This is a genomic window from Streptosporangium sp. NPDC006007, from assembly GCF_040614315.1.
Classification (GTDB): Bacteria; Actinomycetota; Actinomycetes; order Streptosporangiales; family Streptosporangiaceae; genus Streptosporangium.
This window is the reverse complement of sequence record NZ_JBEXUG010000013.1, coordinates 128,978-147,111: the sequence shown is the minus strand read 5'-3', so window position 1 is coordinate 147,111 and position 18,134 is coordinate 128,978. Positions and strand designations below refer to the sequence as shown.

The 18,134-nt window shown below is 70.5% G+C and carries 17 protein-coding genes; 14 read left to right on the top strand and 3 right to left on the bottom strand.

The features are described 5' to 3' along the window. Position 1: 1 nt before the first annotated feature. From ABZ194_RS13510 to ABZ194_RS13490, 5 genes are all read left to right on the top strand, one after another. Complete coding sequence (locus ABZ194_RS13510; protein WP_355595721.1) at positions 2 to 901, top strand: F0F1 ATP synthase subunit gamma; 900 nt, start codon at positions 2 to 4, stop codon at positions 899 to 901. A 1-nt stretch (position 902) separates the two neighbouring features. Beyond that, entirely contained in the window at positions 903 to 2,330 is a 1,428-nt protein-coding gene (atpD, locus tag ABZ194_RS13505; RefSeq protein WP_355595719.1) for a F0F1 ATP synthase subunit beta, read from the top strand. A 63-nt stretch (positions 2,331 to 2,393) separates the two neighbouring features. Further along, complete coding sequence (locus tag ABZ194_RS13500; protein WP_355595717.1) at positions 2,394 to 2,801, top strand: F0F1 ATP synthase subunit epsilon; 408 nt, start codon at positions 2,394 to 2,396, stop codon at positions 2,799 to 2,801. Positions 2,802 to 2,840: 39 nt separating this feature from the next. Continuing rightward, complete coding sequence (locus ABZ194_RS13495; protein ID WP_355595715.1) at positions 2,841 to 3,254, top strand: DUF2550 domain-containing protein; 414 nt, start codon at positions 2,841 to 2,843, stop codon at positions 3,252 to 3,254. Positions 3,255 to 3,473: 219 nt separating this feature from the next. After that, positions 3,474 to 4,136, top strand: coding sequence for a choice-of-anchor C family protein (locus tag ABZ194_RS13490; protein WP_355595713.1), 663 nt, complete (start codon positions 3,474 to 3,476; stop codon positions 4,134 to 4,136). A gap of 535 nt (positions 4,137 to 4,671) precedes the next feature. Here the strand turns inward: ABZ194_RS13490 and ABZ194_RS13485 are convergent. Beyond that, the gene (locus ABZ194_RS13485) at positions 4,672 to 5,262 is read right to left on the bottom strand and encodes a cob(I)yrinic acid a,c-diamide adenosyltransferase (RefSeq protein ID WP_355595711.1); all 591 of its coding nucleotides are present in this window, start codon (positions 5,260 to 5,262) and stop codon (positions 4,672 to 4,674) included. Between the two features lie 66 nt (positions 5,263 to 5,328). Here ABZ194_RS13485 and ABZ194_RS13480 point away from each other — a divergent pair, with 66 nt between their 5' ends. The 6 genes from ABZ194_RS13480 (at position 5,329) to ABZ194_RS13455 (ending at position 12,935) form a co-directional block, all read left to right on the top strand. Continuing rightward, a complete protein-coding gene (locus ABZ194_RS13480; RefSeq protein WP_355595709.1) occupies positions 5,329 to 8,487 on the top strand; it encodes a S41 family peptidase in 3,159 nt (1,052 codons plus the stop codon). Between the two features lie 95 nt (positions 8,488 to 8,582). Beyond that, complete coding sequence (locus ABZ194_RS13475) at positions 8,583 to 9,641, top strand: ABC transporter ATP-binding protein (RefSeq protein ID WP_355595707.1); 1,059 nt, start codon at positions 8,583 to 8,585, stop codon at positions 9,639 to 9,641. An 82-nt stretch (positions 9,642 to 9,723) separates the two neighbouring features. Next, the gene (locus tag ABZ194_RS13470) at positions 9,724 to 10,524 is read left to right on the top strand and encodes an ABC transporter permease (protein ID WP_355595762.1); all 801 of its coding nucleotides are present in this window, start codon (positions 9,724 to 9,726) and stop codon (positions 10,522 to 10,524) included. A 13-nt stretch (positions 10,525 to 10,537) separates the two neighbouring features. Then, entirely contained in the window at positions 10,538 to 11,713 is a 1,176-nt protein-coding gene (locus ABZ194_RS13465; protein WP_355595705.1) for a histidine kinase, read from the top strand. Then, positions 11,710 to 12,411, top strand: a complete 702-nt coding sequence (locus ABZ194_RS13460) for a response regulator transcription factor (protein ID WP_355595703.1) — start codon at positions 11,710 to 11,712, stop codon at positions 12,409 to 12,411. The genes ABZ194_RS13465 and ABZ194_RS13460 overlap by 4 nt, the downstream gene beginning before the upstream one ends. A gap of 206 nt (positions 12,412 to 12,617) precedes the next feature. Next, the gene (locus ABZ194_RS13455; RefSeq protein WP_355595701.1) at positions 12,618 to 12,935 is read left to right on the top strand and encodes an STAS domain-containing protein; all 318 of its coding nucleotides are present in this window, start codon (positions 12,618 to 12,620) and stop codon (positions 12,933 to 12,935) included. A gap of 107 nt (positions 12,936 to 13,042) precedes the next feature. Here ABZ194_RS13455 and ABZ194_RS13450 read toward each other — a convergent pair whose 3' ends face one another. Together ABZ194_RS13450 and nucS are read right to left on the bottom strand one after the other, a co-directional pair. After that, a complete protein-coding gene (locus ABZ194_RS13450; protein WP_355595699.1) occupies positions 13,043 to 13,606 on the bottom strand; it encodes a TetR/AcrR family transcriptional regulator in 564 nt (187 codons plus the stop codon). A 1,073-nt stretch (positions 13,607 to 14,679) separates the two neighbouring features. Further along, positions 14,680 to 15,339, bottom strand: coding sequence for an endonuclease NucS (gene nucS, locus ABZ194_RS13445; protein ID WP_355595697.1), 660 nt, complete (start codon positions 15,337 to 15,339; stop codon positions 14,680 to 14,682). Positions 15,340 to 15,520: 181 nt separating this feature from the next. On the opposite strand from nucS, the gene ABZ194_RS13440 reads away from it, so the two are divergent. The 3 genes from ABZ194_RS13440 (at position 15,521) to ABZ194_RS13430 (ending at position 18,089) form a co-directional block, all read left to right on the top strand. Then, entirely contained in the window at positions 15,521 to 16,990 is a 1,470-nt protein-coding gene (locus ABZ194_RS13440; RefSeq protein ID WP_355595695.1) for a 3-hydroxyacyl-CoA dehydrogenase NAD-binding domain-containing protein, read from the top strand. Further along, the gene (locus ABZ194_RS13435) at positions 16,987 to 17,304 is read left to right on the top strand and encodes an ATP/GTP-binding protein (protein WP_355595693.1); all 318 of its coding nucleotides are present in this window, start codon (positions 16,987 to 16,989) and stop codon (positions 17,302 to 17,304) included. The genes ABZ194_RS13440 and ABZ194_RS13435 overlap by 4 nt, the downstream gene beginning before the upstream one ends. 71 nt (positions 17,305 to 17,375) lie before the next feature. Next, on the top strand, positions 17,376 to 18,089 hold the full coding sequence (locus ABZ194_RS13430; RefSeq protein WP_355595691.1) for an alpha/beta fold hydrolase: 714 nt from the start codon (positions 17,376 to 17,378) through the stop codon (positions 18,087 to 18,089). Positions 18,090 to 18,134: the final 45 nt, after the last annotated feature.

Below are 18,134 nucleotides of genomic sequence, written 5' to 3'. Positions count from 1 at the left end.
GATGGGTGCCCAGCTAAGACTGCTGCGGCGGCGGATCAAGTCGGTCAGGTCCACGGCGAAGATCACGCGAGCCCAGGAGCTCATCGCCTCGTCGCGCATCGTCAAGGCGCAGCAGCGGATGCAGGCGGCTGTGCCGTACGAGCGGGAGATCACTCGTGCGGTCACGGGCGTCGTCAGCAACACCGACAGCGTCGACCACCCGCTGACCGTGGCGAAGGAGCGGCCCGCCAAGGCGGCCGTGCTCATCGTCACCAGCGACCGCGGCTTCTGCGGCGGCTTCAACGCGAACGTCCTGCGTGAGGCCGAGGCTCTCAGCACCCTGCTGAAGGGCAGGGGGGTCGCTCCGATCCCCTTCGTGGTGGGCCGCAAGGGCATCACCTGGCACACCTTCCGCGGTCGCGAGATGGGCGGGCGGTGGGACGGGTTCTCCGACAACCCCTCCTACCCCGACGCCAAGAGAATCGCGGACACGCTGATCGAGGCGTTCTCGGAGGAGAACGGGGTGGACGAGATCCACATCGTCTCGACCGGGTTCGTGTCGATGCTCACCCAGGAGGTGGCGATCAAGCGCATCCTGCCTCTGGTGGTCGAGGAGACCTCCGAGAAGCCGGACGTACCGCTGCCGTACTTCGAGTTCGAGCCCACCTCGGGTGACGTGCTCGACTCGCTGCTGCCGCGCTACGTGGAGTCGCGCATCTTCAGCGCGCTGCTCCAGTCGGCGGCCTCCGAGCACGCCTCGCGTCGCCGGGCCATGAAGTCGGCGACCGACAACGCCAACGAACTCATCCGCATGTTCACCATGCAGATGAACCAGGCTCGCCAGGCCGAGATCACCCAGGAAATCAGCGAGATTGTCGGTGGCGCGAACGCGCTGGCCGACGCCGCAGCGGGGAAAGAGTGAAATGACTGCACAGACTGTTGAGACCGGCGTGGGCCGCGTCGCGCGGGTCACCGGTCCCGTCGTCGACGTGGAGTTCCCCGTCGAGGCGATGCCCGAGATCTACAACGCGCTCAAGGTCGACGTCGCCCTCGCCGGCGAGACGAAGACCCTCACGCTGGAGGTCGCCCAGCACCTGGGCGACAACCTGGTACGTGCCATCTCCATGCAGCCCACCGACGGCCTGACCCGCGGTGCGGCGGTGGCCGACACCGGCGCCGCCATCTCCGTGCCGGTCGGCGACGTCGTCAAGGGCCACGTGTGGAGCACCCTCGGCGAGTCGCTGGACGTGCCGACCGCCTCGCTCCAGATCAACGAGCGCTGGGGCATCCACCGCCCGTCGCCCTCCTTCGACACCCTTGAGTCGCGCACCGAGATGCTGCCCACCGGCATCAAGGTCATCGACCTGCTCACCCCGTACGTGAAGGGTGGGAAGATCGGCCTGTTCGGCGGCGCCGGTGTCGGCAAGACCGTTCTGATCCAGGAGATGATCCGCCGGGTCGCGCTGAAGTTCTCGGGCACCTCGGTGTTCGCGGGTGTCGGCGAGCGTACCCGTGAGGGTAACGACCTCTGGCTGGAGATGGACGAGGCCGGCGTCCTGAAGGACACCGCGCTCGTCTTCGGCCAGATGGACGAGCCCCCGGGCACCCGTCTGCGCGTGGCGCTCTCCGCCCTCACCATGGCGGAGTACTTCCGTGACGTGCAGAAACAGGACGTTCTCCTGTTCATCGACAACATCTTCCGGTTCACCCAGGCCGGCTCCGAGGTCTCCACCCTGCTCGGCCGTATGCCTTCCGCGGTGGGTTACCAGCCGACCCTGGCCGACGAGATGGGTGTTCTCCAGGAGCGCATCACCTCCACCCGCGGTCACTCGATCACCTCGATGCAGGCGATCTACGTCCCCGCGGACGACATCACCGACCCGGCCCCGCACAACGCGTTCGCGCACCTCGACGCGCAGACCGTTCTGTCCCGGCCGATCTCGGAGAAGGGCATCTACCCCGCGGTGGACCCGCTCGACTCCACCTCGCGGATCCTCGACCCGCTCATCTTGGGCGAGGAGCACTACCGCGTGGCCCAGGAGACCAAGCGGATCCTGCAGAAGTACAAGGAACTGCAGGACATCATCGCGATCCTCGGTATCGACGAGCTCTCCGAAGAGGACAGGGTCACCGTCAACCGGGCCCGCCGTATCGAGCGCTTCCTCTCCCACCCGATGTACGCCGCCGAGGCGTTCACCGGCCAGCCGGGTGAGTTCGTGCCGCTGGACGAGACCATCGCCTCGTTCAAGGGTCTCTGCGCCGGTGACTACGACCACCTGCCCGAGCAGGCGTTCTTCATGGTCGGTGGCATCGAGCAGGCCGTCGCCAAGGCCAAGGAACTCGCCCGATAGTCGCCTTCGGCACCGGTACGGCCCGCCGTACCGGTGCCTGGTTCGAAAGGAACGTCAGAGAAAGTGGCGAAGCTGCGAGTAGGCGTCGTCTCGCCGGAGCGAGAGATCTGGTCCGGCGAGGCCGACATGGTGATTGCCAAGACCGTCGATGGCGAGATCGGTATCATGCCTAGACACGCGCCGGTGCTCGGCGTCCTCGTCGAGGGCGGTGTGCTGACGGTCAAGCGCGGTGACGGCCAGTCCGATCTCGTCGCGGCGGTCCACGGGGGGTTCCTCTCGGTAGCCGACAACGAGGTGTCGATTCTCGCCGAACTGGCCGAGCTCGGATCCGAGGTGGACGTCGCCGCGGCGAAAGACGCCCTCCAGCGCGCGCAGGCCTCGATCGAGGCCGACCAGGAGGACGCCGACGCCGCCGTCGAAGCCAAGCGCGCCAGGGCCAGGCTGCGCGCGGCCGGCGAAGAAGTGGGATAAATTCTGCTTCTGAGCGTTACGGTTGGTGAGGGCGGAGACATGGTGGTACTGGATGTGCTCATCGTGGTGACGCTGCTTGTCGCCCTCCTCGCCTCTCGTGTGCTGATTCTGACCCGCTCCCGGAGATCGGTGCTCTGTTGCCTGCGCCCGATGTCCGGGGAGCGCGGCTGGCGGGTGGGGGTGGCCCGCTACGCCGACGGCCAGCTCAACTGGATGCCGCTGATAGGTCTGCTGCCAAGGCCGCGCCACGTGATCGTGAGGCGCGGCCTTGTCGTTTCCGGGCGACGCAAGGTCGGGGCCGGTGAGCTCTACGGGTTCATCGAGGGCGTGACGGCGCTGGAGTGCCGGAACGGGGAGAGCGCCTTCGAGCTCGCCATGGGCTACCGCGCGCTGACCGGCTTCGTCTCCTGGCTGGAGTCCGCCCCGCCCAGCGCCTATCTCGACGTGGCCTGATCCTCCCTCCGTCTCCGCCGCCGGTGTCGAACGGTCTTTCCTTCCCGGCCGCCCAGGCGTGCCGTCCGGGCCACGGCCCGCTCCTCCGTTACCGTGGATCTTCCGTTGACTACTCCGGGTAGCCGTCCGCCGGTGTCCGGCGCGCTCGCGCGTCGCGTGCCGCCGTCCGGGCTGCTCGTCATGTCACGAGCGCGGACCGCGCTCAACAGGAGGAAGACCATGACTGTTACGTTGACCCGCGGCAGGCGACCGGCCCGGCTGGCGACCGCCGTCCTCGCCCTCTCCGCCTGCTCCGTCCTGACCGCCCCGGCGGCCGGGGCGGCGTCCGGGCCGATCCTGCCGATCGGCAACGGCGGGTTCGAGACACCGGTGATCACTGGGCAGGCGTACTACGACACGGGCACCGGCCTCGGGGCGTGGAACGTCACGGCGGGGTCCGTCGACCTGATCGGCCCCGGCGGCCCGTGGCCGCCTGCCAGGGGGAGACAGTCCCTCGACCTATCGGGCAACAGGCCCGGCACGATCGAGCAGACCTTCGCCACCACGGTCGGCCGCTGCTACACCGTCAGCTTCGCCCTGGCCGGAAACACCTATGGCCTCCCGGTCGTGAAGACGGGCTACGCCAAGGTGACGCAGGGGACTCTCACCACCCAGAAGGACTTCACCTTCGACACCACCGGCAAGACCCCGCAGAACATGGGCTACGTCCGGGAGAGGTTCACCTTCTGCGCCCGTGACAGCCGGGCCACCCTGAGCCTGGTCTCCACCACCGACGGGGTGTACGGCCCGGCCGTCGACGACGTGGTCGTCATCCCGAGGCCCCGCTGCATCGGGATCGGCCTGGACATCGGCGTCGGAGGCGAGACCTCCAGGGAGGACTGATCTCCGCCCCCTCGACAAGGTGATCCCCGCCCTCGGCCCCGTCTCGCCCCCGATCCCCGGGGTCCCGGTGACCCACCACCGGGACCCCGGCCCCGCCTACGGCTTTCGCGCTCGCCGGCTCAGGGTTTGACGTGTCTTCTCCAGTTTCTGGTGGAGACGTAGCCGGCTTGTCATGGACCGTGCCTCATTGCCATGGGTTGATTGTGAACTTTGTTCTGCTCTGAGCCCTTTGGGGGCTTCCGGTCTCGGTCGAGTTCGATGCGCAAACGAGATCATCATTTCCCGTTCAGGGCTTTGAGCTGGATGGATGTTGGCCGGCGGCAATCGCGTTCGTGGGCTTGGGGAGGTGTTCTTTAGAAAGCGGAGGCGTTGCCGAAGGGTTGACTTCATCGCTTTCCCGGTGTTTCGGCCTGAGCTGAATTACGCCATCCGATGGAGATAAAAGAGGTGCGTGGCCGCCGGGCCGACGGGTGCCGCCGGTTGGCGGGCGTGTGGTCGCGGTGCCGGCGGATGCCGCCGGTCGGTGGGGGCCGGGTCAGCGGGTGCCGCCGGGCTTCCAGAGGATCTCGTCGCCGTGGGCGGCGATCCGGCAGAGGATGAACATCAGGTCGCTCAGCCGGTTGAGGTACCTCGCGGTCAGCGGGTTGACGTCCTGGTGCGCCTCCAGGGCCGCCCAGACGGTCCGTTCGGCCCGCCGGACCACCGTCCTGGCCACGTGGAGCTGGGCGACGGCCGGGGGGCCGCCCGGCAGGATGAAGCTGCGGAGCGGCTTGAGCCGCTCGTTGAACTCGTCGCAGCACGCCTCCAGCCACTCGACATAGGAGGGCTCGACGCGTAGCGGCGGGAACTCGGGGTTCTCCACGACCGGGGTGCACAGGTCGGCGCCCACGTCGAACAGTTCGTTCTGGATCCGGACGAGGACCTCGGCGACGTCCTCGTCGAGGGAACCCATGGCCAGGGCCACGCCGATCGCCGCGTTGGCCTCCTCCACGTCGGCGTAGGCCGCCAGCCGGGAGTCGGTCTTGCCGGTGCGGCTCATGTCACCGAGCGCGGTCGTGCCGTCGTCGCCGGTGCGTGTGTAGATCTTGGAGAGGACCACCGGCTTGTCTCTGTCAGCTCGCGTCATAAAGCTCAGCGTATCTGTCAAGGAAATACGTCCTATTAGTCAGATAGTGGACAATATGATTTGCCGATGGTTTCTGGTTTCTACCTGCGATTCCCCCACATCTCCCGGGATACGCTGACGTTCGTCGCCGACGACGACGTCTGGGCCGCTCCTCTCGACGGAGACCGCGCCTGGCGCCTCTCCTCGGACCGGGCGCCCGCCGCACATCCCCGTCTCTCAGCCGACGCGACGAAGGTCGCCTGGACGAGTGTCCGTGACGGCCACGCCGAGGTGTACCTGGCCGACCTGGAGTCCGGATCGGCCGAGCGACTGACCTACTGGGGCGATCCGAGGACCCGTACGCGCGGCTGGACGCCGGACGGCAGGGTCCTCACGACCAGCGCGACCGGCCAGCCGTTCATCTCCCGGACCTGGGCCTACGCGGTCGCCGACGGCCAGGCCGAGCGGCTGCCCTACGGGCCGGTGGCCGACCTGTCGGTCACCGGGGACGCGGTGGCGCTGCTCACCGCCTCCCTCGCCCGCGACCCCGCGACCTGGAAGCGCTACCGAGGGGGTACGGCGGGGCGTCTCTGGATACGGCGGGCGGCCGATGATCTCCCCGACGGCTTCACCCGGCTCCTGACGGACGTGGACGGCCACTTCGCCAGCCCGATGCTCGTCGGCGGGCGCCTGGTCTTCCTCTCCGACCACGAGGGCGTCGGCAACCTCTACTCCTGCGCGCTGGACGGCACCGGGCTGCGCCGGCACACCGACCACGACGTCTTCTACGCCCGGCACGCCACCACCGACGGTGTCCGCGTCGTCTACCAGAACGCCGGTGACCTCTACCTGCTGGACGACCTGGACGCCGAGGCGCGCAAGCTCGGCGTCCGGCTCGGCTCCCCGCCGAGGGGGCGGCAGCCGTACCGGGTCAACGCGGCGTGGCGGCTGCACGACCTGGCCGTGGACGCCACCGGGCGGGCCAGCGCGGTGGAGGTCCAGGGAACGGTGCACTGGCTCACCCATCAGGACGGTCCGGCGCGGCAGCTCAGCACGGGTCTGGCGGCGGGGAGGCCGCGCCTGCTGGGGGCCGAGCAGGTGGTGTGGGTCTTCGACGACGGGGAGCGTCAGGGGCTGGAGATCGGTCCGGCCAGTGGCGGGGAGAGCCGCAGGATCGCCGTGGGAAGGCTGGGAGAGGTCGGTGACCTGGCGGTGGCGCCCGACGCCGGCACGATCGCGGTGGCGGCCAGGGACGGCCGGCTGCTCCTGGTGGACGTTGCGTCCGGCGAGGTCACCGAACTGGCCGTCGCCAACGGCGAGATCAACGGCCTGGCCTGGTCGTCCGACTCCGCCTGGCTGGCCTGGTCGCATCCGGACGCCACGCCGCTGCGCAGGATCCGGCTGGCCAGGCTGGTGGACCGGGTCGTCACCGATGTCACCGACGGCCGGTTCGTGGACGTCTCGCCCGCGTTCGCCGGGGAGTATCTGGCGTTCCTGTCGCGCCGCGGCTTCGACCCGGTCTATGACGCCCACTCCTTCGACATGTCCTTCCCGTTCGGCTACCGCCCCTACCTGGTGCCGCTGGCGGCGGCCACCCCGTCCCCGTTCGCGCCCAGCCCCGAGGGCCGGGCCGTCGCCGAGCCCGACGACGACAAGAAGAAGGGGAGGTGCGACGCGATCACCGTCGATCTGGACGGCATCGACGCCCGGGTCGTGCAGGTGCCGGTGCCCGAGGGGCGCTACTCGTCGCTCAGCGCGGTCAAGGGCGGTTTCGTCTGGCTGCGTGAGCCGCTGACCGGGGAGCTGGGCGAGGACCGGGAGCGGGTGGGGAGCGACGCCCCCAAGCCCGCCCTGGACCACTACGACCTCGTCAGGCGCAAGCACGAGGAGGTGGTCGACAAGCTCGACGGATACTGGGTGAGCGGGGACGGCGGCCAGCTCGTGGTCTCCGACAAGGGAACGCTCACGGTCCGTCCCGTCGGCGGCAAGAACGGCGACGAGGTGACCGTCGACCTCTCCAGGATCCGGGTCACCGCCGACCCCCTGGCCATCCGGAGACACGCCTACACCGAGGCGGGCCGCCGGATCCGGGCGGACTTCTGGGTGGCCGACATGGCGGACGTCGAGTGGGACGCCGTGCTGGAGGAGTACCGGCCCCTGGTGGAGCGCGTCTCCACCGCCGACGACTTCGCGGACCTGCTCTGGGAGGTCCTCGGGGAGCTGGGCAGCTCGCACGCCTACGTCTACCCCGGCCCCTGGGGGCACCCGGCCTCCGAGCCGGTCGGCCTGCTCGGGGCCGACCTGTCCCGCAACGACGACGGCCGCTGGCAGGTGGACCGGGTGCTGCCCGGTGAGACGTCGGACGTGCACGCCCGCTCGCCGCTGGCCGTACCCGGTGTGGGGATCAATCCGGGTGAGGTGCTGCTCGCCGTGGACGGCCGCCCCGTGCCGCCGGAGGGCCCCGCCGCGCTGCTGGTCGGCGCGGCGGACAAGCCGGTGGAGCTGACCCTGGGCGGTGGGCGGCGGGTCGTCGTCACGCCGCTCCGCGACGACCGGCGCCTGCGCTATCAGGACTGGGTCGCCGGGCGCCGGGCGCACGTCCGCGAGCTCGGCGGCGGCCGGGTCGGCTACCTGCACATCCCGGACATGGTCGCCGAGGGCTGGGCGCAGTTCCATCGGGACCTTCGCAGGGAGATGACCTTCGAGGCCCTGGTGGTGGACGTCAGGGGCAACCGGGGCGGGCACATCTCCGAGCTCGTCATCGAGAAGCTGATCCGCCGGGTCATCGCCTGGGACCTGCCCAGGGGCCTGAACCCGATGACCTACCCCGAAGACGCCCCGCGTGGCCCGCTGGTCGCCGTCACCGACCAGAACGCCGGATCCGACGGCGACATCGTCACCGCCGCCTTCAAGATCCACAAGCTGGGGCCGGTGGTGGGCACCCGGACCTGGGGCGGGGTCATCGGCACCGAGGACGAGCACCGCCTGGTCGACGGGACGTACATCACCGTGCCCAGATACTCATTCTGGTTCGAGGGGCTCGGCTGGGGCGTGGAGAACTACGGTGTCGAGCCCGACGTCGAGGTGGACATCACCCCCGGCGACTGGGCCGGTGGGCGGGATCCGCAGATCGAGGAGGCGGTACGGCTGGCGCTGGCCGCCCTGGAGAGGCGGCCGGCCGCGACCCCGCCCGACCCCGCGGACCGTCCCTCCCGCCGCCGTCCGGTGCTGCCGCCCCGCCGGTAGGTGACATTTGTCAGGCCCTCGACCTGAGATATCCGTATCTGTCCGGTGATATCGGCGACTACCTGCCAGAACGCAGGAAGACCACGATTATCGCCATGAGAACACGACAGCGGGCGGATGCGGCGTCCGCCGGAGCCGCCGACCTCGACAACGTCATCGAAGTCGGCGGGCTCCGGCAGAGGTACGGCGGCTTCGAGGCCGTGCGCGGCATCTCCTTCACCGTTCCCAGGGGCGAGATCTTCGCCCTGCTCGGCACGAACGGTGCGGGCAAGACGACCACCATGGAGGTGCTGGAGGGCTTCAGGGCCGCCACCGGCGGCACGGTCAGGGTGCTCGGCCTCGACCCGGTCGCGGACCACCGCGAGCTGCGGCCCCGCGTGGGGATCATGCTGCAGGAGGGCGGTTTCCCCGGCGACCTCACCGCGGCCGAGACCGTGGACCTGTGGAGGGGGCTGAGCGAGGACGCCGGGCGCCCGGTCACCCTGTCCGGCGCCGAATCGCCCGGGAGGCTCACCCTCACCGGACGGGTAAGGGGCGTGGATCACAGGACCATGGGGGCACTGGAACTGGTCGGCCTGGAGAACAAGGCCAGGACCAGGGTCCGGCAGCTCTCCGGGGGCCAGAGACGCAGGCTCGATCTCGCCCTCGCGGTGCTGTCGGCGCCCGAGATGCTCTTCCTGGACGAGCCGACCACCGGGATGGACCCCGAGGCCCGCCAGGCCACCTGGAGGGTGATCGAGGAGCTGCGGGCCGGCGGCACCACCGTGCTGCTCACCACGCACTACCTGGAGGAGGCCGAGCGCCTCGCCGGCCGGCTGGCCATCATGCACGAGGGCCGGATCCACATCTTCGGCACGGTCGAGGAGGTGGTGGCCGGCTCGGGCGACCTCGTCTCCTTCCGGCTGCCCGGCACGGCCAGGTCCTTCGGCGACCTTCCCCTCCTGGACGGTGCCGGCCCGGTGCTGACCTACGCCGACGGCGGCACCGAGGTCGCCTACACCCTGACCGGGGAACGGGCCGAGGCCCGCGCGCACGCCGCGCTCCGGCCGCTGCTGGCCTGGGCGGACGAGTACGGCGAGACCCTGGAGCGGCTGGCCGTACGCCGGGGGACTCTGGAGGACGTCTTCATGCGCGTGGTCGGGGAGGCGCGATGAGCGGGGACGGATCGAGGACGGGGCGCGGAGCGATCCGCCGGGGACGAGTGGCCGCGCGGCGGCCGGGGAGCGGTGAGTGACCATGAGGACCGATGCGCTGCACGCCGTACGGCTGGCGAGGCTCGATCTGACCCTGGTGGCGAGGAACACCACTGTGCTGTTCAACGTGCTGCTGCTGCCCCTGCTGATGGCCTGGCTGTTCACCCAGACCCAGGGGGACACGAGCGTCGAGGGCGTGCCCGCGCGGCTTTTCGCGCTGACCGGGGTGCCCGGCCTGATGCTGGCGTTCGCGGTCTTCGTCCACCTGGTCAACTCCTTCACCGCCCGGCGTGAGGAACTGGTGCTCAAGCGGCTGCGCGGGGGACAGCCGTCGGCGGCGGCGGTTCTCGGCGGCAGCGCGCTCGGCGCGCTCGCGCTCTTCCTGGGCAAGGTGGCGCTGCTGGTGGTCTGGATCCGCGGCTCCGAGGGGGTATCGCCGGCCAACGTGCCGCTGCTGATGGTCGCCGCCGTCCTGGGCGTCGCGCTGTTCGCCCTGCTCGCCGCAGCCTTCTCCGGGATCACGCCCAACGCCGAGCTGGCCCAGATCACGGTGCTCCCGGTGATCCTGATCATGATGATCGGCGCGCCGGTGGCCTTCCCCGCCGACGTGCTGCCCGGCCCGCTGGGCGTGGTCTCCGGCCTGCTCCCGGTGACCCCGGTCGTGACGATCATGCGTACCGCCTTCCTGGGCGGTGACCATTTCTCCGGCGGTGGCGGCGAGGCGCTGACCGGGGTGGGGCAGTGGACGGCGGCGCTGCCCTCGATCGGAATCCTGCTGGCCTGGATCGCGGTGGCGGCCCTACTGGCCAGATGGCTGTTCCGGTGGGAGCCCCGGCGCGGATAACGTCGATGGCGAGATGCTGACATCCATGTTTCCCCGGCGCGGAAAACGGTCGAACGTCGAGCGGCTGCGCCGCTCGACCGTCTGCTCCCTGAGCTTGGGACTGCTCCTGGCCTGGTTCGGCCCCCTGTCGGGGACCCTGGGACCAGCGGGACGGCCGTCGGCCGTCCCGCTGGTCCTCGGCGTGCTGGGCCTGGCGGTTTTCGGCGTCCTGTACCTGAGGATGGTCAGGGCGGCCGTGGCCGGGACCGGGGCGAACCGCGAGATCGTCGCCTCGGGCGCGCTCACGGTGGTCCTGCTGCTGAGCCAGGACGGCCAACTCTGGTCCTGGGGACTCCTGGCCCCGGCCTGGGCGTCGGGCGTGGTGCTGCTGGTGGGCCGCAACCCCTCGATCGCCGCCTGCGCCGGCGCCGCGGCCGCGGGCCTGCTTCTGGTGCCGGCCGGCGCCGGAGGGCCGTTCCCCGTCCACCCGGGGGAGGACCCCGGTCCCGCGATCGTCGGCTATCTGCTGACGGCCGCGTTCCTGCCGTGGGCGAACCGGTTCCAGCTCTGGTTCTGGCAGGTGGTCAGGGCCGCCGAGGACGGCAAGGAGGCCCGGGCCCAGCTGGCCGTCACCGAGGAGCGGCTGCGGTTCTCCCGCGACCTGCACGACCTGGTCGGGCACAGCCTCTCCGCGATCGCGGTCAAGAGCGAGGTGGCCGTCAAGCTGGCGGGGGTCGACGCCGGGCGGGCCGTCGCCGAGATGGACGAGGTGCGCGGGCTGGCGAGGGAGGCGCTGAAGGAGATCCGCACGGCGGTGCGCGGCTACCGCGCGGTCGACCTCGGCGCGGAGCTGCGCAGCATGGCCGCGGTGCTGGAGGCGGGGGGCGTCCACTGCGCGCTGGAGACGCCTCGGGAGCGGATCCCCGAGGAGACGGCCACCCTGTTGGCCTGGGTGGTCCGCGAGGGCGCCACCAACGTGCTCAGGCACAGCTCGGCGACCCGGTGCCGGATCGCGATCGCGATCCGGCACGGCGCGGCCGTGCTGGAGATGACCAACGACGGCGTGGCGGGCGCGGGCGGCCTCGGTGGTACCGGGCTGGCCGGGCTCTCCGAGCGGCTGTCGGCCATGGGAGGCGTCGTCACCGCCGGTGCGGGCGGCGCCGGGCGGTTCAGGTTGCGGGCGACGATCCCGCTGGAGGGAGTGCGATGATCCGGGTGCTGCTGGCCGACGACGAGCATCTGGTCCGGGGGGCGATCGCCACGCTGCTGGGCCTGGAGCCGGACATCGAGGTGGTGGCCCAGGTGGCCAGGGGGGACCTGGTGGCGGCGGCCGTATGGGACCACCGCCCCGACGTGGTCGTGCTGGACATCGAGATGCCGGGGCTGGACGGGCTGAGCGTGGCGGAGACGCTGTCCGGGGCACTGTCGGCGATGACGTCCCGGGCACCCGCCGGCACGCCCTCCGCGGCGGTCTCCGGGCCGGTCTCCGGGATGTCTCCCGCGGTGCCCTCCGGGCCGCCGCCGGATCCCGCGCTGCTGATGCTGACCAGTTTCGGGCGCCCCGGTTATCTGCGGCGCGCCCTCGCGGCGGGGGTGCGCGGCTTCATCCCGAAGGACGCGTCCTCCGACGAGCTGGCGGCGGCGGTCCGCAGGGTCCACTCCGGCGGTCGCCACCTCGATCCGGAGATGGCGGCCTCGGCGATGATGGCGGGGGAGAGCCCGCTCACCGAGCGTGAGCGCGACTCCCTCTCCCTGGCCTCGCGAGGCGCGTCGGTCGGTGAGATCGCGGCGGCGTTGCACCTCACCGAGGGAACCGTGCGCAACTACCTGTCCGGCGCCATCACCAAGCTGGGGGCGGCCAACCGGATCACCGCGATCCGGTTGGCCCAGGAAAAAGGTTGGCTGTGAACGGCATTTTTTCCTCAGGGCAGGGCAAGGGAATCCCATGGTGATCCCGCGGTGGCGGGAGGCGTGGGCCCGGGAGGCCCCTGGAGACCTCGGCTTCCCGCCCGCCGCGGCGGCCTGTGATCGTGGTCTGCGATCGGCGGCCACGGTGACGCACCGTGGCCGTCGTCCGGTCGCGTCCGTGCCGAGGTCCGATGGGAGGGGGAGGAATGCGCGTCATCGGTAGGCCCGGAGCCCAGGTGGTCGTCATCGGCAGCCGTCTCGACGTCGGCACCGTCGCCGGGGTGCGCCCGAGGCTGCACGGCGCGGTCGACTCCGGCAGGGGTGATCTGATCGTTGACCTCTCCGGCCTGGAGATGATCGACGCCACCGGCCTGGGGGTGCTGGTGGGCACGCATCGCCGAGCGCTGAACGCGGGACGCCGTCTCATCCTGCGGGCGGTGCCGCCCCGGGTTATGCGGGTGCTGGCGGTGACCCGGCTCAACAGGGTGCTCATCGTCGAGCTTCCCATGGCCGCGGTGGCCTGACCGCAGGGCCCGCCCGAGGCCGCGGCGGCCTGAGCGCGGTCGCACCCCTCCCCGCCCCGGGCCGCCACCTTTGCCCGCCGGCGGACGGCGGAGCGGCGCGGAGACGGTCACGTGGTGAACGAGCGGTAGAAGATGTGGGTGGCGGTGCTGATCAGGCTGTCGACCGGGGGCGGGTCGTCGGCCAGCACCCACTCGATGAGCAGTTCCTGGATCGCGCCGATCATGCCCAGCGCGAGCAGCCGCCGGTCGGTCTCGGCCACCCTGGGCAGATCGAAGACGTTGGTCTCGATGATCTGGGTGAACGCCTGTACCGCCTGCTGTCGTGACATGGTGAGGCAGTCGCCCGCCCGCCGTACCTCCAGGTGCATGATCCGGGCCCGGCGCCTGTCCTCGGTGACATAGGTGATGTAACCGGCTATGCCCGCCTCGGCCCTGCCCAGCGGGGTGTCGGGGGCCTGCGCTATGGACTTGGCCACCGCTGTCAGTGTCTCCTGCACGCACCTTTCGTGCAGTGCCTGCATCAGCTCGTTGCGCCCGGAGAAGCACTCGTAGAACGCGCGATTGGAGATGCGGGCCGCGGTGCAGAGCTTCTCGATCGTGGTCTCCGGGAAACCGGGATCCGAGTAGAGCATGTACGCCGCGGAGATCAGACGCTCCCTGCGTTCCGCCAACCGTTCCTCCGCTGACATTCCTCGGTATGATCGGCCATTCATGTCAAGCACCCCACTTCGGTGTGGGGTTGACAAATTCACGCTTTATCACTTCCACCTCATGATTCTGGCCCCCAGAATCCACCATTATGGGTGCAAGATCCTTTTTGTGGAAGGGTAAGTATGCTATTGCCTGCGTCATCCGTGCAAGAAGGTTGGTAGCCTGACCAGTCAGTCAAGTTCCTCGTGGGTGTGGCATGCCGGTGGAAACGACTCGCGCGGTGGATCGCCCTCTTCCGGACGGCGGATCCCGTCCGCCGGAAGAGGGCTCCGCGGCCCGGGAATGGTGGCGGGATGCGGCCGGAGGCCGTGATCCCGCCGGGGGCGCCCTGCTCGGCGCCGCTGACCTCGTGGATCCTCCGGCCCGGTGCGTCCCGGGCGGCCTCCGCCCCGCCGGGCCCGCCGACCGGCCCTCGAATGTGCGGCCGGATGTGCGGCGACTCCCTGATTCGCCGACGCGCCTTCTTGGTTAATAGAAGAACATTCTCGTGTAATAGAAGAATATTCTCGTCAGATCATCGCGTTAACGGCGCGGATCCGGTCAGGGAACTCCGCGAGCGCGTCGATCCGGATGACGGGTGTACAACGGGTATACGCGCCGTGTCCGGAGCGCCGTGCCGGACGATCCCCCGGCGGATCAACGCCGTTTGAAAATCCGCGAGGGTGGCGGCCCGAGTGTTCTCGCCGTGTGGAGCCGAACCGAGGGTGCCGCCACGGGTGGGCGGATGAATTTCTCCACCGGATTTCGAAATCGGCCTGTCCACGGAGTACTCGGTGAGCGCGATCCCCTTCCCGGCGACGGCTACCGGCAGATCCCCGTTCGGCAGAGCGGTCACCGCCGTGCCGGACAGCTCGACGAGACGCACCCGCCTCGGGCCGGTCTCCGGGCCGGTGGGAGACGGTGCTCGACCATCGATTCCGCATGTCACGGCGCGTACGGTGGTGGACCGCCCGGAGGACGTCCGGCGTTTTTCCGGCGGGGGCGCTCTCCCGGAGGGGCGACGACGCCGAAACGGCGTCAGAACGTCAGAACGTCAGAACAAGGTGTCGTTGCGCTCGATGCCGCGCAGTTCGTCGTAGTCCAGGGTCACGCAGCGGATGCCGCGATCCTCGGCCAGCGTCCTGGCCTGCGGCGCGATGGCCTGGGCGGCCAGGATGCCGCTGACCGGGGCGAGCAGTGAATCGCGGTTCATCAGCTCCAGATAGCGGGTCAGCTGCTCCACGGCGTCGATGCCCGCGCGGCGTTTGAGCTCCACGGCCACAGTCGCGCCGGTGTGGTCGCGGCAGAGGATGTCCACCGGGCCGATCGCCGTCATGTACTCGCGGCGGACCAGCGTCCAGCCCGCGCCCAGCGTGGTGATGTGCTCGGCCAGCAGCTCCTGCAGGTGGGCCTCGACGCCGTCCTTGATGAGCCCGGGATCCACGCCCAGCTCATGACTGGAGTCGTGGACGATCTCCTCCATGGTGAGGACGAGCTTCTCACCGGTCTTGCCGTGGGTGACCGTCCAGGTGCCCTCCTCCTCGCGGAGTCTGCAGGGCGGGTTCATCCAGTTCAACGGCTTGAAAGCCCGGTCGTCGGCATGTATCGAGACCGAGCTGTCCGCCTTGATGAGGATGAGCCGGGGCGCCATCGGAAGATGAGCGGTGAGCTTTCCCACGTAATCCACGCTGCATCGCGCGATGACCAGCCGCATGGCACAAGACTAGTCCCAGCTCTCCCGTCCCCGGCCCGGAATCGGGCGGGGACCGCATGGCGGGGCCGCATATCGGGCCTGGGCCGTACGCCGCCGCGCCCACCTCCTGTGACCTGCCCCGCCCGCCGGTCGCCCACCGCGGTTTTGGGGTGGGACGGGCCCCTCTGGGAGACTGGGCGGCATGACGCGCAGCTTTGAAACGGTGGGGGTTGTCGGGCTCGGCACGATGGGCGCCGGAATCGCCGAGGTGTTCGCCCGCGCGGGGCTCACGGTGATCGGCGTGGAGGCCGACGCCGCCGCGCTGGAGCGGGGCCGCGGCCACCTGGAGGGATCCACCGGCAGGGCCCTGGCGAAGGGCAGGCTGAGCGAGACCGAACGCGCGGAGACCCTGGGCAGGGTGACCCTCACCACCTCACTGGAGGACCTCGCCGACGTCGATCTGGTGATCGAGGCGATCCCCGAGGTCATGGACTTCAAGCGTGCGCTCTTCACCGATCTGGACCGGATCTGCAAGCCGTCCGCGGTGCTCGCGACCAACACCTCCTCGCTCTCGGTCACCGAGATCGCGGCCACCGTCACCCGCCCCGGCCAGGTCGTCGGCATGCACTTCTTCAACCCCGCCCCGGTCATGAGGCTGGTCGAGGTGGTTCACACGGTGATCACCGAGGACGGCCTGGCCGAGGAGGTGGCGGCACTCGCCAGGAGGCTCGGCAAGACGCCGGTGAGCGTCGGCGACCGCGCGGGGTTCGTGGTCAACCGGCTGCTGCTGACCTACCTCAACCACGCCGCGCTCCTGCTGGAGAACGGCCTGGCCACCCGGGACGGCATCGACGCCGCGATGAGACTGGGCGTCGGGCTGCCGATGGGCCCCTTCGCCCTGCTGGACCTGATCGGCCTGGACACCTCCTACGAGATCATGTGTGTGCTGTTCCGGGAGACCCGTGACCGCCGCCACGCTCCCGCGCCGATCCTGCGCGAGCTGGTCACCGCGGGGCTCCTCGGCCGCAAGGTGGGCTGCGGCTTCTACGACGGCGAGGAGCCGGGGCCCTCGCACGCGGTGGGCCAGCCGTCGGTGAGCTCGGTGGCGGTGCTGGGGGAGGGCGCCGAGGAGTTCGCCGTCAGGCTCTCCGCGGCTGGGTTCAAGGCGGAGCTCGCCGACGACGCCGACGTGGTCGTCGCGCTGTCGCACACCCCGGTGATCGAGCTGGCCGCGCAGCTTCCGCACCCCGGTCGCCTGGTCGGCCTGCACCTGGTCGGGGAGAAGGTCGCCGAGGTCGCCTCCACCGTGCTCACCTCGCCCGACGCCACCCGCGCGGCGGAAGGGCTGGTCCGGATCATCGGCCGTACCCCGGTGCTCTGCAGGGACCGGGCCGAGTTCGTGGTGGACGCGCTCCTCTACCCGTATCTGAACGACGCCGTGCGGATGTACGACTCCGGCTACGCCGGGATGGACGACATCGACGCGGCGATGAGGCTCGGCTGCGGTTATCCGGCGGGGCCGTTCGAGACGCTCGACGAGCTGGGCCTGGAGACCGTCCGCGACGGGCTGCGCGCCCTCTACGCCGAGTACCGCGACCCGTCCCTCGCCCCCGCCCCCCTGCTCGACCAGCTTGTCGCGGCCGGGGTGCGGAGCATCCGCGACCTGCCATGAGCCCCCGCAGAGCCCGCCGGATGGAGCCCTTCGACCGGGGCGGCGGCCGGGGCTCCTCCCGCCCCGTCGGCCGGTCCGTGCCCGGCGTCGACCAGGTGGAGGAGTGGCCGGACGGTGACTGGTACGTGCGCGGGGTCACCGGCGCCGCCGTGGACAGGGTCTACCGGTGCCCCGGCTGCGACCAGGAGATCAGGGGCGTGCCGCACCTGGTGAGCTGGCCGGCCTGGCCGGGCGGGGAGAACGAGCGCAGGCACTGGCACACCGCGTGCTGGCGCAACCGGGTCAGGCGAGGCCCGGGCCGGAGCAGATACTGAGCCAGGCCCCGAGGGCGCGCATGACGCGCTCCCGGGCCGTGCATATCGAGCCGTGCATATTGAGGAGACACATGGAGATCAGGGCCTCTACGGTGCTGCCCGCGCGCAGGGAGCCGATCGAGCTGCACACCGGTGACGGGCTGACGCTCGTCGGCGAGCTGGCCCTCCCGGCGGATCGGCCCCCGGTGGCCACGCTGGTCTGCCTGCACCCGCTGCCCACGCACGGCGGCATGATGGACAGCCACCTCTACCGCAAGGCCGCCAACCGGCTGCCCGCGCTGGCCGGCCTGGCCGTGCTGCGGTTCAACACGCGCGGCACCTCCTCGGCGCGGGGCACCTCCGAGGGCGACTTCGGCGGCGGTGACGACGAGCGCTTCGACGTGGCCGCCGCACTGGAGTACGCCGACTTCCACGATCTGCCCCGGGCCTGGCTGCTCGGCTGGTCCTTCGGCACCGAGCTGGTGCTCAAGTGGGGGCGCGACCCGCTCGTCACGGGCGCCGTCCTGCTCTCCCCGCCGCTGCACCGGGCGGGCGACGCCGACCTCGACGCGTGGGCGGCGTTCGGCCGGCCGCTGGTCGCGTTGGTCCCCGAGTTCGACGACTACCTTCGGCCGCAGGAGGCCCGTGCGCGTTTCGCCCGGGTGCCCCAGGCCGAGGTCATGGGGGTGGAGGGCGCCAAGCACCTGTGGGTCGGCGAGCCGTACGTGCGGATCGTCCTCAACGAGATCGTCCGGTTGGTGAACCCGGAAGCCTACCCCCTCCCCACCGGGGTCCTCGACTCCTGAGGCCCGTTTCCGCGGCGTCCAACCCGTTGCGCATCGAAGAGGGCC

Coding starts and splice junctions, on each gene's coding strand:
- ABZ194_RS13475 (WP_355595707.1), top strand. CDS start 8,583: ATGAGAACACGACAGCGGGCGGATGCGGCGTCCGCCGGAGCCGCCGAC.
- nucS (WP_355595697.1), bottom strand. CDS start 15,339: ATGCGGCTGGTCATCGCGCGATGCAGCGTGGATTACGTGGGAAAGCTC.
- ABZ194_RS13470 (WP_355595762.1), top strand. CDS start 9,724: ATGAGGACCGATGCGCTGCACGCCGTACGGCTGGCGAGGCTCGATCTG.
- ABZ194_RS13485 (WP_355595711.1), bottom strand. CDS start 5,262: ATGACGCGAGCTGACAGAGACAAGCCGGTGGTCCTCTCCAAGATCTAC.
- ABZ194_RS13510 (WP_355595721.1), top strand. CDS start 2: ATGGGTGCCCAGCTAAGACTGCTGCGGCGGCGGATCAAGTCGGTCAGG.
- ABZ194_RS13430 (WP_355595691.1), top strand. CDS start 17,376: ATGGAGATCAGGGCCTCTACGGTGCTGCCCGCGCGCAGGGAGCCGATC.
- ABZ194_RS13460 (WP_355595703.1), top strand. CDS start 11,710: ATGATCCGGGTGCTGCTGGCCGACGACGAGCATCTGGTCCGGGGGGCG.
- ABZ194_RS13435 (WP_355595693.1), top strand. CDS start 16,987: ATGAGCCCCCGCAGAGCCCGCCGGATGGAGCCCTTCGACCGGGGCGGC.
- ABZ194_RS13495 (WP_355595715.1), top strand. CDS start 2,841: ATGGTGGTACTGGATGTGCTCATCGTGGTGACGCTGCTTGTCGCCCTC.
- atpD (WP_355595719.1), top strand. CDS start 903: ATGACTGCACAGACTGTTGAGACCGGCGTGGGCCGCGTCGCGCGGGTC.
- ABZ194_RS13440 (WP_355595695.1), top strand. CDS start 15,521: ATGACGCGCAGCTTTGAAACGGTGGGGGTTGTCGGGCTCGGCACGATG.
- ABZ194_RS13490 (WP_355595713.1), top strand. CDS start 3,474: ATGACTGTTACGTTGACCCGCGGCAGGCGACCGGCCCGGCTGGCGACC.
- ABZ194_RS13455 (WP_355595701.1), top strand. CDS start 12,618: ATGCGCGTCATCGGTAGGCCCGGAGCCCAGGTGGTCGTCATCGGCAGC.
- ABZ194_RS13480 (WP_355595709.1), top strand. CDS start 5,329: ATGGTTTCTGGTTTCTACCTGCGATTCCCCCACATCTCCCGGGATACG.
- ABZ194_RS13465 (WP_355595705.1), top strand. CDS start 10,538: ATGCTGACATCCATGTTTCCCCGGCGCGGAAAACGGTCGAACGTCGAG.